This is a genomic window from Erythrobacter donghaensis (genome assembly GCF_002155425.1).
GTDB classification, from domain to species: Bacteria; Pseudomonadota; Alphaproteobacteria; order Sphingomonadales; family Sphingomonadaceae; genus Erythrobacter; species Erythrobacter donghaensis.
The window spans coordinates 148,444-169,347 of record NZ_MUYG01000010.1 but is presented as its reverse complement, the minus strand read 5'-3'; the positions used below and the strand labels follow the sequence as shown (position 1 = coordinate 169,347).

General features: G+C 67.2%; 19 protein-coding genes, 1 tRNA gene, 2 pseudogenes and 1 riboswitch. Of the genes and pseudogenes, 10 read left to right on the top strand and 12 right to left on the bottom strand.

Annotated features, from left to right (window positions below; translation table 11 throughout):
- The first annotated feature begins 58 nt into the window (after positions 1–58).
- From BZF59_RS09230 to BZF59_RS09195, 10 genes and pseudogenes are all read left to right on the top strand, one after another.
- Positions 59–916, top strand: a complete 858-nt coding sequence (locus BZF59_RS09230) for a sulfurtransferase (protein ID WP_086607971.1) — start codon at positions 59–61, stop codon at positions 914–916.
- Complete coding sequence (metC, locus tag BZF59_RS09225) at positions 913–2,103, top strand: cystathionine beta-lyase (RefSeq protein WP_086607970.1); 1,191 nt, start codon at positions 913–915, stop codon at positions 2,101–2,103. The genes BZF59_RS09230 and metC overlap by 4 nt, the downstream gene beginning before the upstream one ends.
- A pseudogene (locus BZF59_RS16535) lies at positions 2,100–2,597 on the top strand (mechanosensitive ion channel protein); the annotation flags it as partial. The gene metC and the pseudogene BZF59_RS16535, both read left to right, overlap by 4 nt.
- Before the next feature lie 75 nt (positions 2,598–2,672).
- Positions 2,673–2,765, top strand: a pseudogene (locus BZF59_RS16530) (hypothetical protein); the annotation flags it as partial.
- 33 nt (positions 2,766–2,798) lie between these two features.
- Positions 2,799–3,200 (top strand): mechanosensitive ion channel family protein, encoded by a 402-nt coding sequence (locus BZF59_RS16525; protein ID WP_425429574.1) that lies wholly within the window; start codon positions 2,799–2,801, stop codon positions 3,198–3,200.
- A gap of 212 nt (positions 3,201–3,412) precedes the next feature.
- A complete protein-coding gene (cobA, locus tag BZF59_RS09215) occupies positions 3,413–4,171 on the top strand; it encodes a uroporphyrinogen-III C-methyltransferase (RefSeq protein ID WP_086607968.1) in 759 nt (252 codons plus the stop codon).
- A complete protein-coding gene (locus BZF59_RS09210) occupies positions 4,168–4,467 on the top strand; it encodes a DUF2849 domain-containing protein (RefSeq protein ID WP_086607967.1) in 300 nt (99 codons plus the stop codon). Before cobA ends, BZF59_RS09210 begins: the two co-directional genes overlap by 4 nt.
- 1 nt (position 4,468) lies before the next feature.
- Entirely contained in the window at positions 4,469–6,097 is a 1,629-nt protein-coding gene (locus BZF59_RS09205) for a nitrite/sulfite reductase (RefSeq protein ID WP_086607966.1), read from the top strand.
- Positions 6,090–6,551, top strand: a complete 462-nt coding sequence (locus BZF59_RS09200; RefSeq protein ID WP_086607965.1) for a DUF934 domain-containing protein — start codon at positions 6,090–6,092, stop codon at positions 6,549–6,551. Before BZF59_RS09205 ends, BZF59_RS09200 begins: the two co-directional genes overlap by 8 nt.
- Positions 6,541–7,317, top strand: coding sequence for a phosphoadenylyl-sulfate reductase (locus tag BZF59_RS09195; RefSeq protein ID WP_086607964.1), 777 nt, complete (start codon positions 6,541–6,543; stop codon positions 7,315–7,317). The genes BZF59_RS09200 and BZF59_RS09195 overlap by 11 nt, the downstream gene beginning before the upstream one ends.
- A 10-nt stretch (positions 7,318–7,327) precedes the next feature.
- On the opposite strand, the gene BZF59_RS09190 is transcribed toward BZF59_RS09195, so the two are convergent.
- From BZF59_RS09190 to ftsZ, 12 genes are all read right to left on the bottom strand, one after another.
- Entirely contained in the window at positions 7,328–7,948 is a 621-nt protein-coding gene (locus BZF59_RS09190; protein WP_086607963.1) for a hypothetical protein, read from the bottom strand.
- 85 nt (positions 7,949–8,033) lie between these two features.
- Positions 8,034–8,951, bottom strand: a complete 918-nt coding sequence (locus BZF59_RS09185) for an NAD-dependent epimerase/dehydratase family protein (RefSeq protein ID WP_086607962.1) — start codon at positions 8,949–8,951, stop codon at positions 8,034–8,036.
- A 10-nt stretch (positions 8,952–8,961) separates the two neighbouring features.
- A complete protein-coding gene (gene proB, locus BZF59_RS09180) occupies positions 8,962–10,095 on the bottom strand; it encodes a glutamate 5-kinase (RefSeq protein ID WP_086607961.1) in 1,134 nt (377 codons plus the stop codon).
- A gap of 61 nt (positions 10,096–10,156) precedes the next feature.
- Positions 10,157–11,233, bottom strand: a complete 1,077-nt coding sequence (obgE, locus tag BZF59_RS09175) for a GTPase ObgE (protein WP_086607960.1) — start codon at positions 11,231–11,233, stop codon at positions 10,157–10,159.
- Positions 11,234–11,364: 131 nt separating this feature from the next.
- Positions 11,365–13,299, bottom strand: coding sequence for a TonB-dependent receptor plug domain-containing protein (locus tag BZF59_RS09170; RefSeq protein ID WP_086607959.1), 1,935 nt, complete (start codon positions 13,297–13,299; stop codon positions 11,365–11,367).
- Between the two features lie 117 nt (positions 13,300–13,416).
- Positions 13,417–13,608, bottom strand: a riboswitch (cobalamin riboswitch).
- 219 nt (positions 13,609–13,827) lie between these two features.
- Positions 13,828–13,903, bottom strand: a tRNA-Ala gene (locus tag BZF59_RS09165).
- 107 nt (positions 13,904–14,010) lie between these two features.
- Positions 14,011–14,922 (bottom strand): hypothetical protein, encoded by a 912-nt coding sequence (locus tag BZF59_RS09160; RefSeq protein ID WP_086607958.1) that lies wholly within the window; start codon positions 14,920–14,922, stop codon positions 14,011–14,013.
- A gap of 209 nt (positions 14,923–15,131) precedes the next feature.
- On the bottom strand, positions 15,132–15,875 hold the full coding sequence (locus tag BZF59_RS09155) for a Bax inhibitor-1/YccA family protein (protein WP_086607957.1): 744 nt from the start codon (positions 15,873–15,875) through the stop codon (positions 15,132–15,134).
- A gap of 142 nt (positions 15,876–16,017) precedes the next feature.
- A complete protein-coding gene (locus BZF59_RS09150) occupies positions 16,018–16,812 on the bottom strand; it encodes a pyrroline-5-carboxylate reductase family protein (protein ID WP_169712061.1) in 795 nt (264 codons plus the stop codon).
- A 12-nt stretch (positions 16,813–16,824) separates the two neighbouring features.
- Positions 16,825–17,316 (bottom strand): type III secretion system chaperone family protein, encoded by a 492-nt coding sequence (locus BZF59_RS09145; RefSeq protein ID WP_086607956.1) that lies wholly within the window; start codon positions 17,314–17,316, stop codon positions 16,825–16,827.
- A 185-nt stretch (positions 17,317–17,501) separates the two neighbouring features.
- Positions 17,502–18,959: an SPOR domain-containing protein gene (locus tag BZF59_RS09140; RefSeq protein ID WP_086608402.1), complete on the bottom strand. Its 1,458-nt coding sequence runs from the start codon at positions 18,957–18,959 to the stop codon at positions 17,502–17,504.
- A gap of 128 nt (positions 18,960–19,087) precedes the next feature.
- Positions 19,088–20,827, bottom strand: coding sequence for a cell division protein FtsZ (gene ftsZ, locus BZF59_RS09135; RefSeq protein WP_086608401.1), 1,740 nt, complete (start codon positions 20,825–20,827; stop codon positions 19,088–19,090).
- Positions 20,828–20,904 lie beyond the last annotated feature (77 nt).

Sequence of the window (20,904 nt, the reverse complement as noted above, 5' to 3'; positions counted from 1 at the left end):
GGCGCGCGGCCGTCAAGCGCGTTTGCCCGATGCGGGATCAGCCGCTAGGGTTGCGCGCATGATCTCATGCCCTGCTCCGCTCGTTTCCTGCCAATGGCTTGCCGCGCAGCTTGGCGCGCCCGGTCTGGCGGTGCTCGATGCCTCCTACCACCTTCCCGCCGCCGCGCGCGACGCCCGCGCCGAGTTTGCCGCCGCGCACATCCCCGGCGCGCGCTTTCTCGATCTGGCGAGCCTTTACGACGCCGCTTCGCCCGTGCCCTATGCCTTCCCCACCCCCGATCAGCTGGCCGAGCGGCTGGCGAGCCTCGGCGTCGGGCCGGATGACGCGATTGTCGTTTATGACGACAGCGCGATCCGCACCGCCGCGCGCGCGTGGTTCGTGCTGACGGCGAGCGGCCGTGGGAACGTCGCGTTGCTCGACGGCGGGTTGGCGAAGTGGCGCAGCGAAGACCTGGCGCTTGAGGACGGCACGCCCGCCCTCGCACAAGCCGCGCCCGCATCCTTCAGCGCCCCGACACGCGTGCGCAGCAAGGCCGAGATGCTCGCCAATCTCGACGCGCCGGCCTTTCAGGTGCTCGACGCGCGCGGGGCCGACCGGGTCTATGGCAGCGGGGTCGATCCGGTCCACGGCGGGCCGAACGGGCGCATCCCAGGCGCGCTCAACCTGCCCTTCAACGCGCTGTTCAACCCCGATGGCACCTACAAGTCTCCGTCCGAACTGCGTGCGCTGTTCGAGGGTGCCGGGGTCGATCTGTCGCAGCCCCTCACCGCCACCTGCGGCAGCGGGGTGACGGCGAGCGTGCTGCTCTTCGCGCTCCACCTCATCGGGGTGGACAGTGCGGGCCTCTATGACGGCAGCTGGAGCGAATGGAGCGCCGATCCCGATACCCCGAAGCAGCAAGGGCCTGCTGCATGAGCGGCGGCGGGGACGACCGGCATCTGAAGCCCGCCACCCGGCTGGTGCGCGGCGGGCGGCGCAAGGAATGGACCGGGCCGGTGGTCAATCCCCCGGTGTGGCGCGGCTCGACGCATCTCTATGATTGCGACGCGGATCGCCATGCGGCGGGCGGCAACAATGCCGACGGGCAGTTCTTCTACGGCCGCCGCGGCGCGCCGACTCAATGGGCGCTGGCCGAGGCGCTGACCCAGATCGAACCGGGCGCCTACGGCACCCTGCTCTATCCCAGCGGCGTGGCGGCGATTGCCGGGTGCATGTTTGCCGTGCTTAAGCCCGGTGACCGGCTGCTGATGGCCGACAATGCCTATGACCCTTCGCGCTCCATGGCGACCGGGCTGCTGGCGCGGATGGGGGTGACGACGACCTTCTTCGACCCGCGCGACCTCGCCGCTTTCGAAGCGCTGTTTGCCGAGCCGGTCAAGGCCGTATGGCTCGAAGCACCCGGTAGCCTCACCTTCGAAATGTGCGACGTGCCCGCCCTTACCGCCATCGCCCGCGCGCACGGGGCGATCAGCATGATCGACAACACCTGGGCCAGCCCGCTCGGTTTCGCCGCGCTGGAGCATAGCTGCGACATCGTGATGATGAGCCTCTCGAAGCACGTCGGCGGCCATTCCGACCTGATGATGGGCAGCGCCAGCGCAGGCAAGCGCTGGTACACCGCGCTGAGGCGCACCGCGCAGGAACTGGGGCAGGTGGTCTCGCCCGACGATGCCGCGCTCGCCGCGCGGGGGCTGCGGACGATGGGCGTCAGGCTGGAAGCGCAGACCCGCACCGCGCTGAAGGTCGCGCAATGGCTGGAGGCACACCCCGCCGTCGCGCGGGTGATGTGCCCGATGCTCCCCTCCGACCCCGGCCATGCCTTGTGGAAGCGCGACTTCACTGGCGGCTGCGGGCTGTTCGCCTTCCAGCTGGCGAGCGACGATCCCGCCGCTTCGGCCCGCGTCGCCGACGCGCTGGAGCTGTTCGGGATCGGCTACAGCTGGGGCGGGTTTGAAAGCCTCGTCCTGCCGATCCGGCCTGAGGATTACCGCACCTGCATGCCCGGCACCCACGGCGCGCCCGCGCTGCGGCTGGCGATCGGGCTGGAGGATGCGGACGACCTGATCGCCGATCTGGCGCAAGCGCTGGAGCCGCTGTCATGAGCCTGTCTTCCCCCGCCTCGACCATCGATATCGCCCCCGAAGCGGACAGCACGGCCACCCCCGCGCCGGGCGAGACGCCAGCGGCCGAAGCTGCGGCCACGCCCTCACCCGCACCCACCGCCGACGCCGAAATCGTCAGCGGGGCGGACACGGTGCGCGCGGATATCGCCGAACGCAGCGAGACGGTCGGCGGCATCGTCAACCGGCTGGACACCTTCGCGATCGAGATTGGCGACTGGCGCATCTCGGCCTTTGACGTGATGTTCACCGTCGTGGCGGTGCTGGTGGTGCTGGCCTTCGCCTGGACCGCGACCCGGCTGGTGCGCAGCGGTCTGCGCCGCGTTCCGCAGCTCGACAGCACCCAAAGCGTGCTGGTCGAAAAAATCGCCACCATCGTCATCTGGATCGCGACTTTCCTGTTCGGGATCGACCTGCTCGGCATCGATCTCACCGCGCTGACGGTGTTCTCGGGCGCGTTCGGTCTTGCCATCGGCTTTGGCCTCCAGAAGACCTTCGGTAACCTCATCTCGGGGATCATCCTCTTGATGGACAAGTCGATCAAGCCGGGCGACGTCATCGCCGTGGCCGACCAGTCGGGCCAGCAGACCTTCGGCCAGATCCGCAAGATCGGCATCCGCGCGATCTCGGTCGTCACCCGAGACGAGCGCGAATATCTGATCCCGAACGAGAACCTGATGATCAATCAGGTGGAGAACTGGTCCTATTCCTCGCGCAACGTGCGGGTGCAGGTGCCCGTCGGCGTCAGTTACAACACCGATATGGAGCTGGCCGAAAAGCTGATGCTGAAGGCCGCGGCCGAGGCGAACCGCGTGCTCGAAACCCCGCCGCCGACGGTGTGGTGGGGCGGGTTTGGCGACAATTCGGTCGATTTCACGATCCACTGCTGGATCAACGATCCCGAGGACGGCGTCGGCAATGTCCGCAGCGCGGTGCTGAAGAACCTGTGGGGCCTGTTCAAGGAAAACGGGATCGAGATCCCCTATCCGCAGCGCGACGTGAACCTGCGCGACAATGCGCAGGTGCGCGCGCTGATCGCGGCGCTGGGCGGCAAAGAGGCGCCTCAAGAGACTGAATGAAGGTCGCGCTGACGCGCGACGCAGACCTCCCGCCCCGCCTCCCCACCCGGCCACCATAGCCTGATGGTATCCTTGGTGGCCGGGTGGGGAGGCGGGGCGGGAGGTCTGCACCACCGAAGGTGGCTGGCAAACAGACCCGCAATAGTTCCGCTTCGCACAGGGCAATCCATTCTCGCTGGAACGGATCGCGGCGCTGGCCCATTTGCCCTGTCATGCAGCACGTGGGCACCATCTATCTTGTCGGCGCGGGGCCGGGTCCGGTGGACCTCCTTACCCTGCGCGCCGCGCGCCTGATCCAAGGCGCGCGGGTGATCGTCCATGACGGGCTGATCGGGCCCGACATCCTCGACCTCGCCCGTCCGGATGCAAGGCTGATCTCGGTCGCCAAGCAGCGCGCCCGCCACACCCTGCCGCAGGAGGGCATCAACGCCCTGCTCGTCGCCGAGGCGCTGGCGGGGCATGACGTGGTGCGCCTCAAGGGCGGCGATCCCTTCATCTTCGGGCGCGGGGGCGAGGAAGCCGAAACCGCGCGCGCCGCGGGCGTTCCGGTCGAGGTCGTCCCCGGCATTTCCGCCGCCAACGGCGCTGCCGCCGCCAGCCAGATCGCGCTGACCCACCGCGACGCCTCGAGCATCGTCAGCTTCGTCGCGGGCCAGTGCAAGGGCCTTGCCGAGCAGGACTGGTCGGGCCTCGCGGGCAAGGGCCGGACGCTCGTCATCTACATGGGCGTCTCGACCGCTACACAAATCGCCGAAAAGCTGATGGCCGACGGCCTCGCCCCCGAAATGGCTGTCGCCGTGATCGAAAACGCCGCGCGCCCCGAAATGCGCGTGCTGCGCGGGCTGCTCGCGGGCCTGCCCGATCTTGTCGAACGCGAGGCGGTCAAGAGCCCCGCTCTCATCGTCATCGGCGAAGTCACCGCGCGCGAGGACGCTGCCGTGGCCGCGCTCGCACAGGAGAGTGCAGAATGAAAATCCTCACCGGCAATGACCTTCGCACAGGCGCTGTGACATGGTGGAACGGCTCCGGCTGGTCGCCCTTCGTCGACGACGCCGTCGACGTGGCCGAGGACGCCGAGGAAATCCTCGCCCGCGAGGAAGCCGCGCGCCGGGTCAACGTGCCCTATGCCATTGAGGCCAGCATCGACGCCGAGGGCCATGTCCGCCCGGCGCATATCAAGGACCGGGTGCGCGCGCTCGGCCCGACCGTGCGGCGCGACCTCGCCGTGCCGACTGCCGACAAGACCGGCTGGGACTGGGTGATCTGAGATGTATCGTTACGACCAATATGACCAAGAGATGGTCGAGGCCCGCGTCGCCGAATTTCGCGATCAGGCCCGCCGCCGTCTCGAAGGGAAGCTGACCGAGGACCAGTTCAAACCGCTCAGGCTGATGAACGGGCTCTATCTCCAGCTTCACGCCTACATGCTGCGCGTCGCGATCCCCTATGGCACGCTCAATGCGCGTCAGATGGAGATGCTCGCCGATATCGCGGACAAGTATGATCGCGGCTACGGGCACTTCACCACGCGGCAGAACATCCAGTACAACTGGATCAAGCTGGAAGACTGCGCCGACGCGCTCGCCGATCTCGCCACGGTCGAGATGCATGCAATCCAGACCAGCGGCAATTGCATCCGCAACATCAGCGCCGATCACTTCGCGGGCGCTGCCGCCGACGAGGTGGTCGACCCCCGCCCCTATGCCGAATTGCTGCGCCAGTGGTCGAGCTTCCACCCGGAGTTCACCTACCTGCCGCGCAAGTTCAAGATAGCGGTGATCGCGAGCGCAAAGGACCGCGCGGCGATGCGCCTGCACGATATCGGCATCCGCATCGTCAAGCGTAATGGCGAGGTGGGCGCGGAGGTCTACGCCGGCGGCGGCATGGGCCGTACCCCGATGATCGCCCCGCTAATCCGCGACTTTGTGCCGATCGATCAACTGATCACCTATGCCGAGGCTGCCTTGCGGGTCTACAACCGCTACGGGCGGCGCGACAACAAGTACAAGGCGCGGATCAAGATCCTCGTCCACGAACTGGGCGCGGCGGAATATATCCGTCAGGTCGAAGAGGAATTCGCGCACATGCTCACCGTGGGCGTGGAACCCCCGCGCGAGGAGCTGGCGCGGATCGCGGAATACTTCGCGCCGCCCGCCTTCGTCGACGGGCCGAAGACGGTGGACCGTTCGGACCCCGATTTTGCCTTGTGGGTCGATCGCAACACGCATCGCCACAAGCATGACGCCTATGTCTCGGCGGTCATCAGCCTCAAGCCCGCAGGCGGCATCCCGGGCGATGCGACCTCGGAGCAGATGCGTCTCGTCGCGAAGCTGGCGCGCGAATATTCCTTTGACGAGCTCAGGGTGATGCACACGCAGAACCTGCTGCTGCCCCATGTCCGCATTGCCGATCTCCACGCGCTGTGGACTGCACTCGACGAAGCGGGCCTCGGCAGTCCCAACATGGACACGATCGAGGACATCATAGCCTGCCCGGGCCTTGATTACTGCGCGCTTGCCAATGCACGCTCGATCCCGCTGGCTCAGCGCATTTCGGAGCGTTTTGCGGAGAGCGGGCGCACCGGCGAATTGGGCGAATTGAAGCTCAAGATCTCCGGCTGCATCAATGCCTGCGGGCACCACCATGCGGGCCACATCGGCATCCTCGGCGTCGACAAGAAGGGCACCGAAAACTACCAGCTCTCGCTCGGCGGGTCGGAAGCGGAGGATGTCAGCCTCGCCAAGATCACCGGCCCCGGCTTCGACGAGGATGGCGTGATCGCCGCGGTCGAGAAGGTCACCGACGTCTACCTCACCCAGCGTTCGGACGGGGAGCGCTTCCTCGACACCTACCGCCGCATCGGCATGGAGCCGTTCAAGGAGGCGCTTTATGGGTAATGCCCGCGATCTCGGCACCTCCCCCGACGAGGTACAGTTCCGCTTCCGCGACGACGAGCCGGTCGATCACGGCACGGTCACCGTCGATGCCTGCTGCGATCAGACCAACGCCACCGCCGTCCGCATCGAGCCGGGCGACGATGCGCGCCTGCTGCTCCCCTTCCTCGACCGGCTGGCGCTGGTCGAAGTGAACTTCCCCGTCTTCGGCGACGGGCGCGGCTATTCGGCAGCGCGGATCCTGCGCGAAGCGGGCTATACTGGCGAATTGCGCGCGGTGGGCGATGTGCTGATCGACCAATTGAGCCACATGCGCCGCTGCGGCTTCGACAGCTTCGCCCCCGACAAGCGCCTCGACAAGGAAGACGCGATGCGCGCCTTCGCGACGTGGGAGAATGTCTATCAACGTGCCGCCGATACGCGGCGCATCATTGCGGACAAGCGCCATGAAGCCTGAACTCGGCCTCAGCGGCAAACCGCGCACCCGCGATACACTCGACCTCGCGCCGCGCTTTACCGAACATGACGCGGTGCGGCTCAACCGCATGTTCCGCGGCAGCTCGACGCCCGAGATGCTGGAAGCCGTGATCCGTGACGGGCTGGCAGGCGATCTTGCCGTGGTCTCCAGCTTCGGTGCGGAAAGCGCCGTGCTGCTGCATCTGGTCGCCTCGGTCGATCCGAGCGTGCCGGTGCTGTTCCTCGATACGGGCAAACATTTCGCCGAAACGCTGGCCTATCGCGACCTTCTGACCGAACGGCTCGGCCTCAATCTGGTGGTGCTGACACCCGACGCGGAGGAACTCGCCAAGCGCGACGAGACCGGCCTCAGATGGTCCTATGATCCCGACGGCTGCTGCGAGATCCGCAAGGTCAAGCCGCTCGAAAAGGCGCTCGCCAACTACGACGCGAGCTTCACCGGCAGAAAGGCATTTCAGGCCGCGACCCGCGCCAATCTGCCGCGTTTCGAGGTGGACACCTCGGACGCGCAGGGCCGGCTCAAGATCAACCCGCTCATCGATTGGGATGCGGGCCGGATCGAAGGTTACTTCATCCAGCACGATCTGCCGCGCCACCCGCTGATCGCGCAGGGCTACCCCTCGATCGGCTGCTCCCCCTGCACCTCGCAGGTCGCGCCGGGCGAAGATCCGCGTTCGGGCCGCTGGAAGGGCTGGGACAAGACCGAATGCGGCATCCACAAGCCGGGCGAGGAGCCGTTCCTCTGATCCCGCAGGCTCAACGCCGGATCGACAAGGCGGGGTTGTAGCCCTTCACCGACACCTCGGGCGCAACCATGGTGTAACCGCGCACGATCATCGCCTGCTTCAGCAGGTCGGGCGATTGCAGCCCGGGGATGTAAAGCTGCATCACCTGCTGGCGGCTGTAGCGCAGCGGATCGATGGTCTTGACCGCGCTCACCTTGTTCTGTGCCACCGCAAGCTTACCGGGCCCGGTGTAGGCGACGAGCGGGGAGCGTGTGACGGCCTGAATCAGCAGGGTCATGCCGCTCCATTCCACCGGCACGGCGCACAATTCGCGCATCGCCGCCTGCACGGGCTTGCCCGTATCGTCAGCATATCCCTCGACAATCTTGTAGTTGGGAAAGTCGAGCCACCACGCACCGGCAGCGGCATGGTGCACAAAGGGCGCATTGGCGAAGCGGATCAGCGTGGTGCCGGGCGGGATCAGCACTTCCTTGGGATTTTGGATTCCGCCGTTGCTGGCGGGCACCATGATCTGCCCGTCGGGGCCGAGAATGTCGCCGGGTCCGGGCGTGCCGGAGGGCACCGCGCTTTGCCCCTGCGCCATCCGCAGCACTTCCGGCCGGTCGAAATATTCCTGATTCAGCGCCGCCATCGGCCCCCTCCCCTAACCTGACGGGCGCGAGACTAACCGATTCGCCGAAAAAATCAGCGACATTCCTCACACACGCGGGGCGGTTTCAGAGCCACCCCTCGCGCTTGTACCACTCCGCCGTCGCCCTCAGCCCCTCGTCGCCCGCGATCTTCGGCTGCCACAGGCCCGGCGGAGGCTTGCGATCGAAGCGCGCGACCCAGTTGGGGTGCGCCATATAACCCACCCGGTCGGGGGTGAGCTTGGCGCGGTCGCCGCGCGCCAGCCGGTCGGCGGCGGCGGCGATATCCAGCACCGCGCGGGGCAGATGCGGGGCGAAAACGCTCGTCTTGCCCATCGCTCGGCCGATCGCCTGGGCGAGCTCCTTGTGACTCCAACCGCCCTCGCGCCCATCGTCGGGCTCGTAGATCTTCTTCTTCGTCGGCGCGGCGTTGCGTGCCGCCAGCGTCACCAGCAGCGCGGCCAGATCATCGGCATGGATGATCGAGGTGGCGCCCCCCGGCGGCAGCGGCACAACGCCCCACTTGGCGGCGCGGAACAGATCGAGCATGTCGATATCGCGCGGGCCATAGACCGCAGGCGGGCGCACCGTCGTCCAGTCCAGCCCGCTCGCTTCCACCAGCGTCTCGGCCCGCGCCTTTGACGCGCCATAGGCCGACAGCTTGGGCTCGCGCGCGGCGAGCGAGGAGACGAACACCAGCCGTGTGACGCCCGCGCCCCGCATCGCCGCGATCACATTGGCGGTGCCGGTGACATTGGCGACTTCGAACTCCGCCGGATCGGGCGTGTTGGTCAGGCCCGCGACATGCACCACTGCATCCGCGCCCGCGACCAGCGCGGCGAGCGCATCCGCGTCAGCCAGATCGCCGCGCACCCACTCGAGCCCCGCGCGCGCCGGCTGATCGCGGCGGGTGAGCGCGCGCACCTGATGGCCCTGCGCCAAGGCCTCAGCCAGCACCGCGCTACCGACAAAGCCGGTCGCACCGGTGATCGCCAAGACGCTCATCGGCGCAGGCTCACAGCAGGACCATGTGATCGCGGTGGATCACGCAGGAGCGCGGCAGGTACCCGAGCCGGTCGGCCACTTCCTCGCTGCGCAGCCCTTTGATGGCGTCGCACTCGTCCCAATCATATTCGACCATGCCCTTGGCGATCAGGCGGCCATCGGGCCCTTCGACCTTGATCACGTCGCCGCGCTCGAAATCGCCATAAACCCCGGTAATCCCGGCTGCGAGCAGGCTTTTTCCGCGCGCGAGGGCCGACACGCAGCCCGCGTCCACCTTGATCCCGCCATTGAAGCGCAGCCGCCCGCCGATCCAGCTCTTGCGGGCATTGTCATCGCGGGTCGGCAGGAACAGCGTGCCGAGCCCGGTCGCCATCGCGCAGGCAATCGGCAGATCGTCGGTGCCCTTGATGATCGCCAGCGCAATCCCGGCGCGTTCGGCGATCTCAGCGGCCAGCAGCTTGGAAGTCATCCCACCCGAACCCTTGCCCGAGGAGGACTTGCCGCTTGCCATCTGGTGGATTTCGTCGGTCACGCCGCGCACTTCGGGCAGGATTTCGGCATCGGGGTGCGAGGGGTCGCGGTCATACAGCCCTTCGACATCGGTCAGCAGCAGCACGCCATTGGCCGCCGCCGCCTGCGCCACGCGCGCGGCGAGGCGATCATTGTCGCCAAAGCGGATTTCCGAGGTGGCGATGGAGTCGTTCTCGTTGATGATCGGCACCGCCCCGCGCTCAAGCAATTCGCGCAGGGTTTCCGAAGCGTTGAGATAGCGCCGCCGGCCTTCCAGATCATCGAGCGTCAGCAGCATCTGCCCCGCGACCAGCCCGTATTCGGCCAAGAGCTGCGCCCAGGTGGCGATCAGCACAACCTGTCCGACCGAGGCCGCCGCCTGCGCATGGGCGAGCGTTTCGCGCCCTCCGCCCGGCAATCCGAGCTTCGCCGCGCCGACGGCAACCGCGCCCGAACACACGACGATGATTTCCTGCCCACGCTCGCGCGCACCGGCGATTTCGGCGGCGACGGTGCGCAGCCATTCGTAACGCAGTTCCCCGTCGGGATGGACCAGCAGGGCCGAGCCCAGCTTGATCACCAGACGCGGGCATTTCGTGATGTCGCGGAAGTCGAGCAGGGACTCGATTTTCATGAATTCCCTCGCTTTCTCTTGCGTTGTTCAGATGGAGAGGCGGTGTCGGCGGGACGCGGGCCTACAGCGGCGACCAGGCGTCGGCATCGTCCGCGTCCTCGACCTCGGCCGCCTTGGTCTCGGTCGAGGTGGAGGCGGGCAGATAGCCGAGCACCGCGTCGAGCAGTTCAGGTATGCCTGCGCCGGTCGCGCCGGAGACCGCGAAGACCTGCTCAGCGCCCGCCGCCAGCAACTCCGCGCGGAAGCCCTCTACCAGTTCGGCGTCGGCCAGATCGAGCTTGTTGAGCACCACCAGCCGGGGCTTTTCATCGAGGCGCGTGTGTTCCTTGTCGCCGTACGCGGCGAGCTCTTCCTCGACGACGCGCATCGCCTCGACCGGGTCGGCGTCCTCGGTGCCGGTGATGTCGATCAGGTGGATCAGCACCCGGCAGCGTTCGATGTGCCCCAGAAACCGGTCGCCGATCCCGACGCCCTCTGCTGCACCCTCGATCAGGCCGGGAATGTCGGCGAGCACGAATTCGCGGCCCTTGTGGCGCACCACACCGAGCTTGGGCACCAGCGTGGTGAAGGCATAGTCGCCCACCTTGGCCTGCGCATTGCTGACGGCGTTGATGAAGGTCGATTTGCCCGCATTGGGCAGGCCGACCAAGCCCACATCCGCCAGCAGCTTCAGCCGCAGCCACACCCACATTTCCTCTCCCGGAATGCCCGGCTGGTGCTGGCGCGGGGCGCGGTTGGTAGAGGTCTTGTAGGAGGCATTGCCGCGCCCCCCCATTCCGCCTTCGAGGAAAACGACGCGCTGGCCGATCTCGGTGAAGTCGGCGAGCACATCTTCCTTGTCTTCGGACAGGATCTGCGTGCCCACCGGCACCTTGATGACGAGCGGACTGGCGCTCGCCCCGGTGCGGTCCTTGCCCATGCCGTGCCCGCCGCGCGGGGCCTTGAAGTGCTGGGAATAGCGGAAGTCGATCAGCGTGTTGAGACCGGCGACGGCTTCGAACACGATGTCGCCGCCGCGCCCGCCATTGCCGCCATCGGGGCCGCCATATTCGACGTACTTTTCACGGCGGAAAGAGACGGCCCCGGGGCCACCTCCGCCGGACTTCACATAGATCTTGGCCTGGTCGAGAAAATGCATGGCGGGCGCATAGGCAATTTTTGCTGCAATTGCGAGGGGAATGGCAAATGGAGGTGAGCCCCCGCGCAGGCGGGGATCTCGGGCGATGTGCGGCATGAGGCCCCCGCCTGCGCGGGGGCTCACACTTCGGGTCAGAATCGCGCGTCCACGCCCACCACCGCGGAGCGTCCCGGCGAGACAAAGCTGAACACCTGCTCGTAGCGGTCGTCCAGCAGGTTCTCGACGCGGGCAAAGGCCCCGAGCCGGTCGGTCAGCTTCACCCGCGCGTTGAGGTTGACGAGAGTGTAATCGTCAAGCTGCACGCGCACCGGCACAAAGCTCGGGTCGGTGAAGGCCACGTCCGGCGTCGCTCCATTGTGCCGCACCACCAGCGTCGCCGAAGCCGCATCCCCAGGCGCAGTCCATGTCAGCGCCGCGCTGGCGATGTGTTCCGGGCGGCGGACCTCCTCCACGCCGTTTTCCTCGGCATCAAGGTAGGAATAGGCCGCATCGAGGCTCCATTGCTCGGCCAGCTGCGCGCTCAGCGACACCTCGACCCCGCGCTGGCGGCTTGTGGTGGTGCGGTTGCCCGGGGTGGCGATGAAGTTCGGCGGCGGGAAGGTGGTGAAGATTTCGCCCTCCAGCTCACTGTCGAAATAGGTCACCGCCACGCTGGCACTGTCGCCGAGCTGCTGGTCGATCCCCACTTCCCACCCGGTCGACTTCTCCGGGCGCAGCGCGGCATTGCCGATGAAGCGTCCGTCGACAAAGCCGTAGAGTTCGAAGAAGCCGGGGTTCTTGACGCCGCTCCCGCCCGCCGCGCGCAGGCGGGTGGTGTCGGTGATCCGGTAGCCCGCGCCGACGCGGAAAGTGGTGGCATCGCGGAACAGATCATTGATGTCGTGGCGCAGCGCTGCCGTCAGGTCGAAGGCTTCACCGCTGTAGCGATATTCGCCGACGAGCCCGACCTGCTCGATCTCGCGCCGCTCGTCGAACACGAAGCCGCCGGGGGTGGCGTTGCGGAAGCCCTCGACCTCGTAATCGGCGGCGAAGGTGAGGTTGTGATCGTCAAGCCGCAGCGCCGAGACGTAGGAGGCCTTGAAGCGGTCGCCCTCGCTGGCCGAGGTGAGGCCGAAGGGGCTGTCAGTCTCGCGGTCGACTTCGGCGACCTGTGCCGAAAGGTCGTGGGTCCAGCGCCCGTCCAGCGTGTCGAGCTTTGCCCCGACGAGGGCGTAGAGCGCCTCGTTGGTGAAGGTCACGCCAGGGCTGTCGATGATGAAGCCGAAGGTGGGGCTGAGGCGATCGAAGTCGCTGTCGTTGGTCTTCCCCTCGGTGCGGATGAAGCGGGCAACAGCGCGCAGGGTGAGGTTGTCTGCCAAGTCAACGCTGCCCTTGCCCGCAAGGGTGTAGCTGTCGCGGCCGATGTCGCGGGTGCCGCCCCGCGCGTTGGGCTGGCCATCGGTGCTGACCACCACAGCGGAGAGCGCCGCGTCCCAGTCGTTGCCGCTGGCGCCGTAGCGTGCCGCGCCGTTGACGGTGCCCTGCGTGCCCCCTTCGAGGCGCGCCGCAAAGCCCGGCACTTCGCCCCCGCTGGCGGATTGATAAGCGACCACGCCCCCGATCGCGTCCGGCCCGTAGAGCGCCGATTGGGGGCCCCGCAGCACTTCAATCCGCGCGCCGGGTTCGGCCTGAAGCGTGCCGATATCGAACTCGCCCGCGAAGGGGTCGGAGACTTCGATCCCGTCGACCAGCACCAGCACGTGGTTGGCTTCCGAGCCACGCAGGCGGATCTGAGTCTGGCCTGCGACGCCTGCGATGGCGACGCCGGGGACATCGCGCAGCACATCGGCAATATCGCGGGTCTGGCGGTTTTCGAGTTGTTCGGCGGTGATGACGAGAGCTGAACCGGTGTAGTCACGCTCGTTGGTGGTACCCGCTCGGCTGGCACTGACCAGGATCGTTGGATAGGTCGCCTTTGGAATGAATTGGGGGATTTCGTTCTCGTCACCCTCATCCTGCGCCACCACAGGCACAGCCCAAACTAGCGCCGCCGCGGCGACGCTTCCCAAATATGCAAAATTCTTCACGGATTTCTCCCGTCATCAGCAACATGGTGGCCGCAAGGGTTTTCGATCCCCCACGGCCCAGCGATGTCGCTCACAACGAAAGTCTGTTTCCGCGCCTGGCCAATCCCTGAGCCGGGCAAAGAGCGACACGCCCCGGTCGGTCTCCTGGCTCACGGATCAGCGCATGGGATGCTCGCCTTCCCAGAGCGTTGCCGCCCCAGTGGCTGCCCCCTTCACCAGAGGGCGCGCATCTCACACTCACCGCTTACAGTTGCAGGGACAGCTGCGGAATCGAACCGCATTCCCGTTACCGAAACGCGGAGAGGCGGATAGCGTCAGGCGGGGCTAACGGCAAGCGGTGAAAAGCGAAGCAAGATTGGTAGCTCCGTAACGGCGCGCAGCGCCGCAAGGCCGACCGGCCGTCCGAGCTTATGCGAGGAAAGCCAAGCAGCGCGGATGCGCTGCGCCCGGCGCCTGAGGGCGAAAACAAAAGACTCCAGTTCAACGCAAAGGGCCTTCCCCGCGGGGGGAAGGCCCTTTGCGTTCAACTGGTGGAGCCGAGGGGGATCGAACCCCTGACCTCGTCATTGCGAACGACGCGCTCTCCCATCTGAGCTACGGCCCCGTTCCAGTTTTCGCACGCCCGCCCCTCAGGGTCTGGCGAGCGCGCGCATTAGCGAGAAGCGCCGGGGCTTGCAACGGCGATTTTGCGCCGCCGAACCCCGCCCCGGCCTACTCGCCGGCCGCGCCTCCCGTGCCCGGTGCAAGCGGCTGCACCACGGGCTGCGAGGTGACGCCTTCATTCACCGGAATGACCGGCACCGGGAGACCGGTCTCGGGATCGATCACGGTCTGCTGCATCATGTCCGGCGACGCCTGTCCGGCGCGGGCTTGCTGCACCGCCACCCAGCCGGGCTGCGAGGCGCCATAGAGCGAGCCCCAGCGAGCGTCCCAGTCGGCCGCCGCACGCTGATAGTCCTCGTATTCGTCGAAAAACTGCTCGAACGGCACCAGCAGCCCGTCGAAATTAGCGCGGGCAAAGCCGAGGATGTCCTTGGGCGGCGCGGCCAGCGCGCGGTTCGCCATGTCGAGCGTGGCGCGGCAGAAGCCTGCCCGCGCGCCCGGCTCGGCAAAGAAGTTGTAGACCTGCGTGGTGTAGCCATCGCGCGCCACGATCGCATCGCGGCGCACCGAGAAGCGGCGGTTATAGCTCTTCTCGATCCGGTCGTTGACCGCCTTCAGCGTCTTGACGTTCCCGGTCAGCAGCTGGCGATAGCCCTGCAGGATCGGCTCATATTCCGGCGCGAGGCAATTGAGCGCGGCGACATTCCAGGCCGAGCGCAGATTCCAGATCAGCTGATCGTCAGACAGGTCGCTGTTGATGGTGATGCGCCGCCCGTCGGGCCCGCGCGCCGGCAGGTCCATCACGTAATGCGCGCCGCCCGGGGGCAGCGGGCGATAGGGCACCGCCTCGACCACCGCAGGCGGCGGCGGGGGCGGGGGAGGCGGCGGCGGCGGCGGGGGCGGCTTGGCGCAGCCCGCCAGCAGCGCGCCGCCGACAGCGAGCGTGGTGATGGTCAGGCGCAGCGGGGTGCGGGCCCGCTGACGGGACGGGGACGGAGGCGTGTGCGTGGCCGCGCTCATTGGGGGGTCTCTCTCTCCTGCTGCGGGTCTGTGCTGCCGCTGGTGCGCAATCCTGCGCGCGCCCGGCTTGCTCCAACCTGAAGGCACCTGCGATAGCCGCCTGCGCTTACAAAGCAAATGCCCGGAGCCTAAGGAAGGCCCCGGGCACTCGACATTTCAACACCTGTGTCAGGCGCTTGGCCCCGAAAGGCCGCTGCGCCGGTGCCAACTTACTCGCGGCTGCCGAGGAAGCTGAGCAGGAACTGGAACATGTTGATGAAGTCCAGATAGAGGCTCAGCGCGCCGAGGATCACGGCCTTGCCCGCGAATTCGGTGCCGCGCAGATACTCGTACTCGCTCTTAAGGCGCTGCGTGTCATAGGCGGTGAGACCCGCAAAGATCAGTACGCCGAGGAAGCTGATCACATAGTGGAACGCCGGCGACTGCAGGAACAGGTTGATCACCATGGCGACGAGCAGGCCGATCACGCCCATGATCAGGAAGCTGCCCATCCCCGAGAGGCTGCGCTTGGTGGTGTAGCCATAGAGCGACAGGCCGGCAAAGGCCGCCGCCGTGGCGAAGAAGGTCGTGGCGATCGAACCGCCGGTATAAACCAGGAAGATCGACGACAGCGACAGGCCCATCAGCGTGGCGAAGGCCCAGAACATCACCTGCAACGTGCCGGTGCTGAAGCGGTTGGCGCCAAAGCTCATCGCAAAAACGATCGCAAGCGGCGAGAGGCCGACGATCCAGCGCAGGGCGCTGAAGTGGATCGTTTCGGCCATGCCGCTGGTAAAGGCCAGCAGCGCGACGATCCCGGTCAACAGAATGCCCGAGGTCATGTAGTTGTAGATCGAGAGCATGTGCTTGCGCAGGCCCTCGTCATAGCTCACGCGGCCGGCGACATCGCCCCCGGCGCGGGGCACGGAGCCCATACGCTGCGCATTGCGCGAGGTGTCATTCCAGTCAGCCATTGTGAAACCCTTAGCCTTTCGTAACGGAGCGCGGAAACAGCCCGCGCTCTCCAATGGGTCGAATATCGGTGTTTGTTCGCCGCTTTTCAAGCGAAACCGGCTTGCAAACGGTGCAATCTATTCAGCTTAACCGTTGTTAAGCTTAAGTCCCTCGGGAAAGTTCCGCGCCCTTGTCAGCGGTGGCGCGCAGCGTGGCGCTGAGCAGACGGCGCAGGGCCGATCCCTCGTCGAGCACGTCAAGGCCTTCGCGCGTCATCCCGCCGGGGCTGGCGACGCGGTCGGCAAGCGCTGCGGGGCCGACATCGGCACCTGCGGCCAGCGCCGAGGCGCCTTCGACCGTGGCGAGCGCCAGCTTGGCAGCGGTGGGCTCGTCGAGACCGAGATCCACCGCGGCTCCGGCCAGCGCGTCGATGAAGCGATAGACGAAGCCCGGCCCCGATCCCGCCAGCGCGGTGACCAGATCGAAGCGCGCCTCGTCCTCCAGCCACACCGCGCTGCCGAGCGTGTCGAACAGCGCAAAGGTGGCGGCGCGCGCCTCGGCGTCGAGGCCGCTTTCGGCGAGGATCACCGGCGACTTGTTGATGCGCGCGGCAAGGTTCGGCATCACCCGGACGTGGGCCGCGCCTTGCGGAAAGGCACTCGCCAACTGCGCCAGCGTGATCCCGGCGAGCAGCGAACATACCGTCCGGTCTGCGGTCAGTTCCTGAAGGCCCGGCCCGAGCATGCCGAGCTGCTGCGGCTTGAAACCGAGCATCACCGCATCATGCGTGCCGGGCACCTCGCCCGCATCGCGATACAGCGCCACGCCTTCGGGGATTGTCTCCATGCCGGGATCGAGCACGCTGAAGCGTTCGGGCGGCAGTCCCGCGGCAAGCCATCCGGCGAGCATCGCGCCGCCCATGTTGCCGCATCCGATAATCAGAAGTTTTTCAATCATGCCCCAAGGCTATCAGGCCTCGCCTGCCGCGTCGACCATTGCGGCGTCCAAGGCCGCGCGCGGGGTCTTTCCGCCCCACAGCACGAACTGGAATGCGGGGTAGAAGCGGTCGCATTCGTCGATCGCGCTTTCGACCAGCGCCTGCGCCATGTCGAGGCTCAGCCGCCCGCCATCGCCCAGCAGTGCGCCGTGGCGATAGAGCAGCACATCGCCATTCGACCAGATGTCGAAATGGCCGAGCCACATCTGCTCGTTGACGAGGCACAGCAGCTCGTAAGCAGCAGCGCGCTTTTCCTCGGTGACGCGGATGTCAGGAAGGCACAGGAACTGGAGCACGCCGTCCTCGGCCCGCCAGATCGCGCGCAGCTGGTAATTGGCCCAGCTGCCCTGCACTTCGCCGGTCATCTCGTCTTCGGAGACCAACTCGCACGGCCACCCGCGCGCCGCGAACAGGCTGACGAGCATGTCGACGGGGGCGGCATCGTCCTCGGCGGAATAGTCCATGTCCTGCGCTCTCATGGCCGAACGGGTTCGGGAGCGGGGGCGGCGGAGGGGGTCGTGAGCACCATTGGCGGACATGTGGACGCGATCACCGGTGCTTGGCAATCACCCGCATCCGAGCGGCTGGGGAGAACCGGATATCCCTGTGCAAAGCCTGTGCAAAGAAACCGGGGGACAGCCCGCAGACGCTACTTAACCGGCTGGATTTCCTCGCCTTCGGGGCTGACATAGAGGAAGCTGTCGACCCCCTTGGCCTTCAACTCGCGCACCATCGCCTGCGCCTTGTCGCGGCTCTCGACCGGGCCCGCCAGCAGCCGGTTCGCCTCGCCCCAAGGGGTGGTATAGGGCTTCAGCTTGGCGAGCGTCGGGCCGCCCTCCTTGGCTATCCGCTTCCAGTCGAAGCCGAGCGCCTTGACGTTCTTGCCGGTCGCGACCTGCACCCAGACGCGGCTGGGATGGACGGGCTTGGCCGGTTCCTTGGGCTTGGGCTTTTCAGGCGGCGGCGGCGGAGCCTCGCGCCGAATTGCGATTCGCGACAGGTCGACTGCATCGCCGCTCACCCGCGCATCGGGCAGCGGGGCATTGGCGAATTCGGCGAAGGCATCGGCCACGCGCATAGGAGCGGGCGGCGACGGCGGCGGCGGTGGAGGCGGTGCTGCAGGGGGTAAGGGCGCAGCGGCGGGTGCCTCAGCGGGAGCCGAGAAAGCGGTAACCGTCACCGGCGCCACCGTCGCCATGCGCGCAGGCTCGGGCGCAGGCGTGGCGGCAGGCGCGGTTGCAGACTGCGGCCGCGCATCGAGCGGCGGGCCCGAGGGCGCAAGGCGGCTGTCGGCTCGCTCTTCGGCGGCGAAGCGGGCGAGGCGCGGGTCGTCGCGCCCGATATCGGCGGCGCGCGGAAACAGCCCGAGATTGGCCGCGGCGGCCTGCTGCGGCTTGGTCAGGCGCGGCATGAATTCGAGATAGGGCACCAGCCGCAGCGCCAGATCGCGCGGCATCACCTGCTCGACGATCGCCTTGGCGCGATCGCCATCGCCCATGATCGCAAGGCCAAAAGCGCGGGCGCGCTGGGCCGCCATGTCGCGCCGGTCGAGCAGCGGACGCAAGGCCTCCTCGAACCGCGCCCGGTTGCCGTCAATCGCGAAGCTGACCGCCATCCGGCGGCGCGCTTCGTCATTGGCGGGATCGAGCGTCAGCGCGCGGGCGTAGGCAGTCTGCGCCGCGGCCTGCTCGCCCACCAGATCGAGCGTCAGCGCCTGATCGGTCAGCACGGCGCGCTCGTCAGCCCCGGCGGCCAGCGCGCGCTCGAACTGCACCAGCGCCTCGCCCGCGCGACCTGCCCGCAGATAGACTGCGCCCAGCCCCTGCGCCGCGCCGGGATGGCCCGGATCGACCTCAGCCGCGCGTCCGAAAAAGCCGATCGCGGCCTCCAGATCGTCAATCCCCAGCGCCGCCTGCCCCGCCTCGATCAGCGCATCACGATCACGCGGGGTCTTGGCCAGCGCAACCAGCGCGCGGTTAAGGCGCTGCACCTCGTCCGAAGGCAAGGCCTGCACCACGGGCTGCGAGACGGTCTGCTGCGCCTGCACGGCAACGCCGGACGCACCGATCAGCGCGGCGCCGAGCGCGAGGCGACTGGACAGGGACATACGCGACACCATCGAGCCTGCTCTACTCACCCCGCCGCCAATCGCCAGACCCGTACGCGAGCGGTGCGACGGACGGCACCGCACACGCGCCGGGCAGCACCGTGCCCGGGCAGACGACCGGGAGGGATTTATTGGTTGTTCTGGCGACCAAGGAAGCGCGGGATGCTGAGCGCCGGACCGTCATCATCGCCGTCGCCATCGTCGTCATCATCGTCGCGGGCGGTGCTGCGCGAGAGGTTGGCCATGCGTTCGAACAGCGTGCTTCCGCCGCCCGCAGCGCCACCATCGCCCTCGCCCGCTGCGCCGCCCAGCAGCGCGCGGCGACGCCCGCCGCCAAGCTTGGCTTCGACCGGGCGGTCTTCTTCCGCCAGACGATCGGCGCTGGCGAGCAGATCGTCCTGCTCGGGCTCGATCGGCTCGTAAGTGGCGTAATCTTCGCCCAGATCGAGCATCCCGTCATCTCCGGCGGTCGCCGGATCGGCAGGCGCGCCCGCAGCGCCAAGGCCCGGCGCGGGAGCCTCATCGGCACCGCGCAGCCCGGCAAGCGGATCGACGATGTCATCGACATCATCGTCATATTCCTCGCCGTAATCGTCCCCGGCCTGCATCCCGGTGAGATCGAAAGGTGCAGCCGCGCTGGGGGCGTCACCATCCTCGTCGCCGTCGCCGTCATCTTCGGCCATCCCGCCGAGGTCGAGCGTGTCGTCGTCTTCGCTTTCCGTCGCCACTACGGCGGCGGCTGCCGGGGCGGCGTAGCCGTAATTCGTTGTCGGCGAAGGGGTCTCTTCGGCCTCGGGCAGTTCGGTCAGGCCTTCATCTTCCGACAATTCGAGCACCGGACGCTTGGGCGCGCGCGACGCGGAAAGCGAGACCGGCTGCGAGCGATCGACCGCACCGATCGCGCTCTGCTCTATGCCGGTGGCGACCACCGAGACGCGGATCTTGCCCTTGAGGTCGGGGTTGAAGGCGCTGCCCCAGATGATGTTCGCGTCTTCGTCGACCAATTCGCGGATGTGATTGGCGGCTTCATCGACTTCGAGCAGGCGCATATCCTCGCCGCCGATGATCGAGATGATGACGCCCTTGGCACCGGCCATGCTGACACCGTCGAGCAGCGGGTTGGCGATGGCCTGTTCGGCGGCTTCGAGCGCGCGGTTCTCGCCCTCGCCCTCGCCGGTGCCCATCATCGCCTTGCCCATCTCGCTCATGACCGATCGCACGTCAGCGAAGTCGAGGTTGATCAGGCCCGGCATCACCATCAGATCGGTGATAGAGCGCACGCCCTGCTGAAGCACTTCGTCAGCGAGCTGGAAGGCTTCCTTGAAGGTGGTTTCCGCCTTGGCGACGAGGAACAGGTTCTGGTTGGGAATGACGATCAGCGTGTCGACATGGCGCTGCAGCTCGTCGATCCCGGCCTCGGCGGCGCGCATCCGGCGCGTGCCTTCGAACAGGAAGGGCTTGGTGACGACGCCCACGGTCAGCACGCCCATGCGGCGCGCAGCTTCGGCGATGACCGGCGCGGCGCCGGTACCGGTGCCCCCGCCCATGCCCGCCGCGATGAAGCACATGTTGACGCCTTCGAGCGACTTTTCGATCTCGGCCACGGTCTCTTCCGCCGCCGCCTTGCCGACTTCGGGCCGCGCGCCCGCGCCCAGACCGCCGGTGATATCGGGGCCAAGCTGAATGCGGCGTTCGGCGGGCGAAGTGCTCAGCGCCTGCGCATCGGTGTTGGCGACGATGAACTCGACGCCTTCGATTTCGGCCGCGATCATGTTGGCGATCGCGTTGCCGCCGGCTCCGCCAATCCCGATGACGGTAATACGCGGGCGCAGATCGTCGCTTGCCGCAGGTCCGATATTGATGCTCATCAGCTGATCCTCCAGCGGGGCGGTATCGTCACCTTGGTCCCCCGCAATGTCGTTCTGTGACACATTCAGGTTGCACG

Bases quoted from the DNA above. Each gene is read 5' to 3' on its own strand.
- BZF59_RS09230 (WP_086607971.1), top strand. From the start codon at position 59: ATGATCTCATGCCCTGCTCCGCTCGTTTCCTGCCAATGGCTTGCCGCG.
- metC (WP_086607970.1), top strand. From the start codon at position 913: ATGAGCGGCGGCGGGGACGACCGGCATCTGAAGCCCGCCACCCGGCTG.
- BZF59_RS16525 (WP_425429574.1), top strand. From the start codon at position 2,799: ATGATCAATCAGGTGGAGAACTGGTCCTATTCCTCGCGCAACGTGCGG.
- cobA (WP_086607968.1), top strand. From the start codon at position 3,413: ATGCAGCACGTGGGCACCATCTATCTTGTCGGCGCGGGGCCGGGTCCG.
- BZF59_RS09210 (WP_086607967.1), top strand. From the start codon at position 4,168: ATGAAAATCCTCACCGGCAATGACCTTCGCACAGGCGCTGTGACATGG.
- BZF59_RS09205 (WP_086607966.1), top strand. From the start codon at position 4,469: ATGTATCGTTACGACCAATATGACCAAGAGATGGTCGAGGCCCGCGTC.
- BZF59_RS09200 (WP_086607965.1), top strand. From the start codon at position 6,090: ATGGGTAATGCCCGCGATCTCGGCACCTCCCCCGACGAGGTACAGTTC.
- BZF59_RS09195 (WP_086607964.1), top strand. From the start codon at position 6,541: ATGAAGCCTGAACTCGGCCTCAGCGGCAAACCGCGCACCCGCGATACA.
- BZF59_RS09190 (WP_086607963.1), bottom strand. From the start codon at position 7,948: ATGGCGGCGCTGAATCAGGAATATTTCGACCGGCCGGAAGTGCTGCGG.
- BZF59_RS09185 (WP_086607962.1), bottom strand. From the start codon at position 8,951: ATGAGCGTCTTGGCGATCACCGGTGCGACCGGCTTTGTCGGTAGCGCG.
- proB (WP_086607961.1), bottom strand. From the start codon at position 10,095: ATGAAAATCGAGTCCCTGCTCGACTTCCGCGACATCACGAAATGCCCG.
- obgE (WP_086607960.1), bottom strand. From the start codon at position 11,233: ATGCATTTTCTCGACCAGGCCAAGATCTATGTGAAGTCCGGCGGAGGT.
- BZF59_RS09160 (WP_086607958.1), bottom strand. From the start codon at position 14,922: ATGAGCGCGGCCACGCACACGCCTCCGTCCCCGTCCCGTCAGCGGGCC.
- BZF59_RS09155 (WP_086607957.1), bottom strand. From the start codon at position 15,875: ATGGCTGACTGGAATGACACCTCGCGCAATGCGCAGCGTATGGGCTCC.
- BZF59_RS09150 (WP_169712061.1), bottom strand. From the start codon at position 16,812: ATGATTGAAAAACTTCTGATTATCGGATGCGGCAACATGGGCGGCGCG.
- BZF59_RS09145 (WP_086607956.1), bottom strand. From the start codon at position 17,316: ATGGACTATTCCGCCGAGGACGATGCCGCCCCCGTCGACATGCTCGTC.
- BZF59_RS09140 (WP_086608402.1), bottom strand. From the start codon at position 18,959: ATGTCCCTGTCCAGTCGCCTCGCGCTCGGCGCCGCGCTGATCGGTGCG.
- ftsZ (WP_086608401.1), bottom strand. From the start codon at position 20,827: ATGAGCATCAATATCGGACCTGCGGCAAGCGACGATCTGCGCCCGCGT.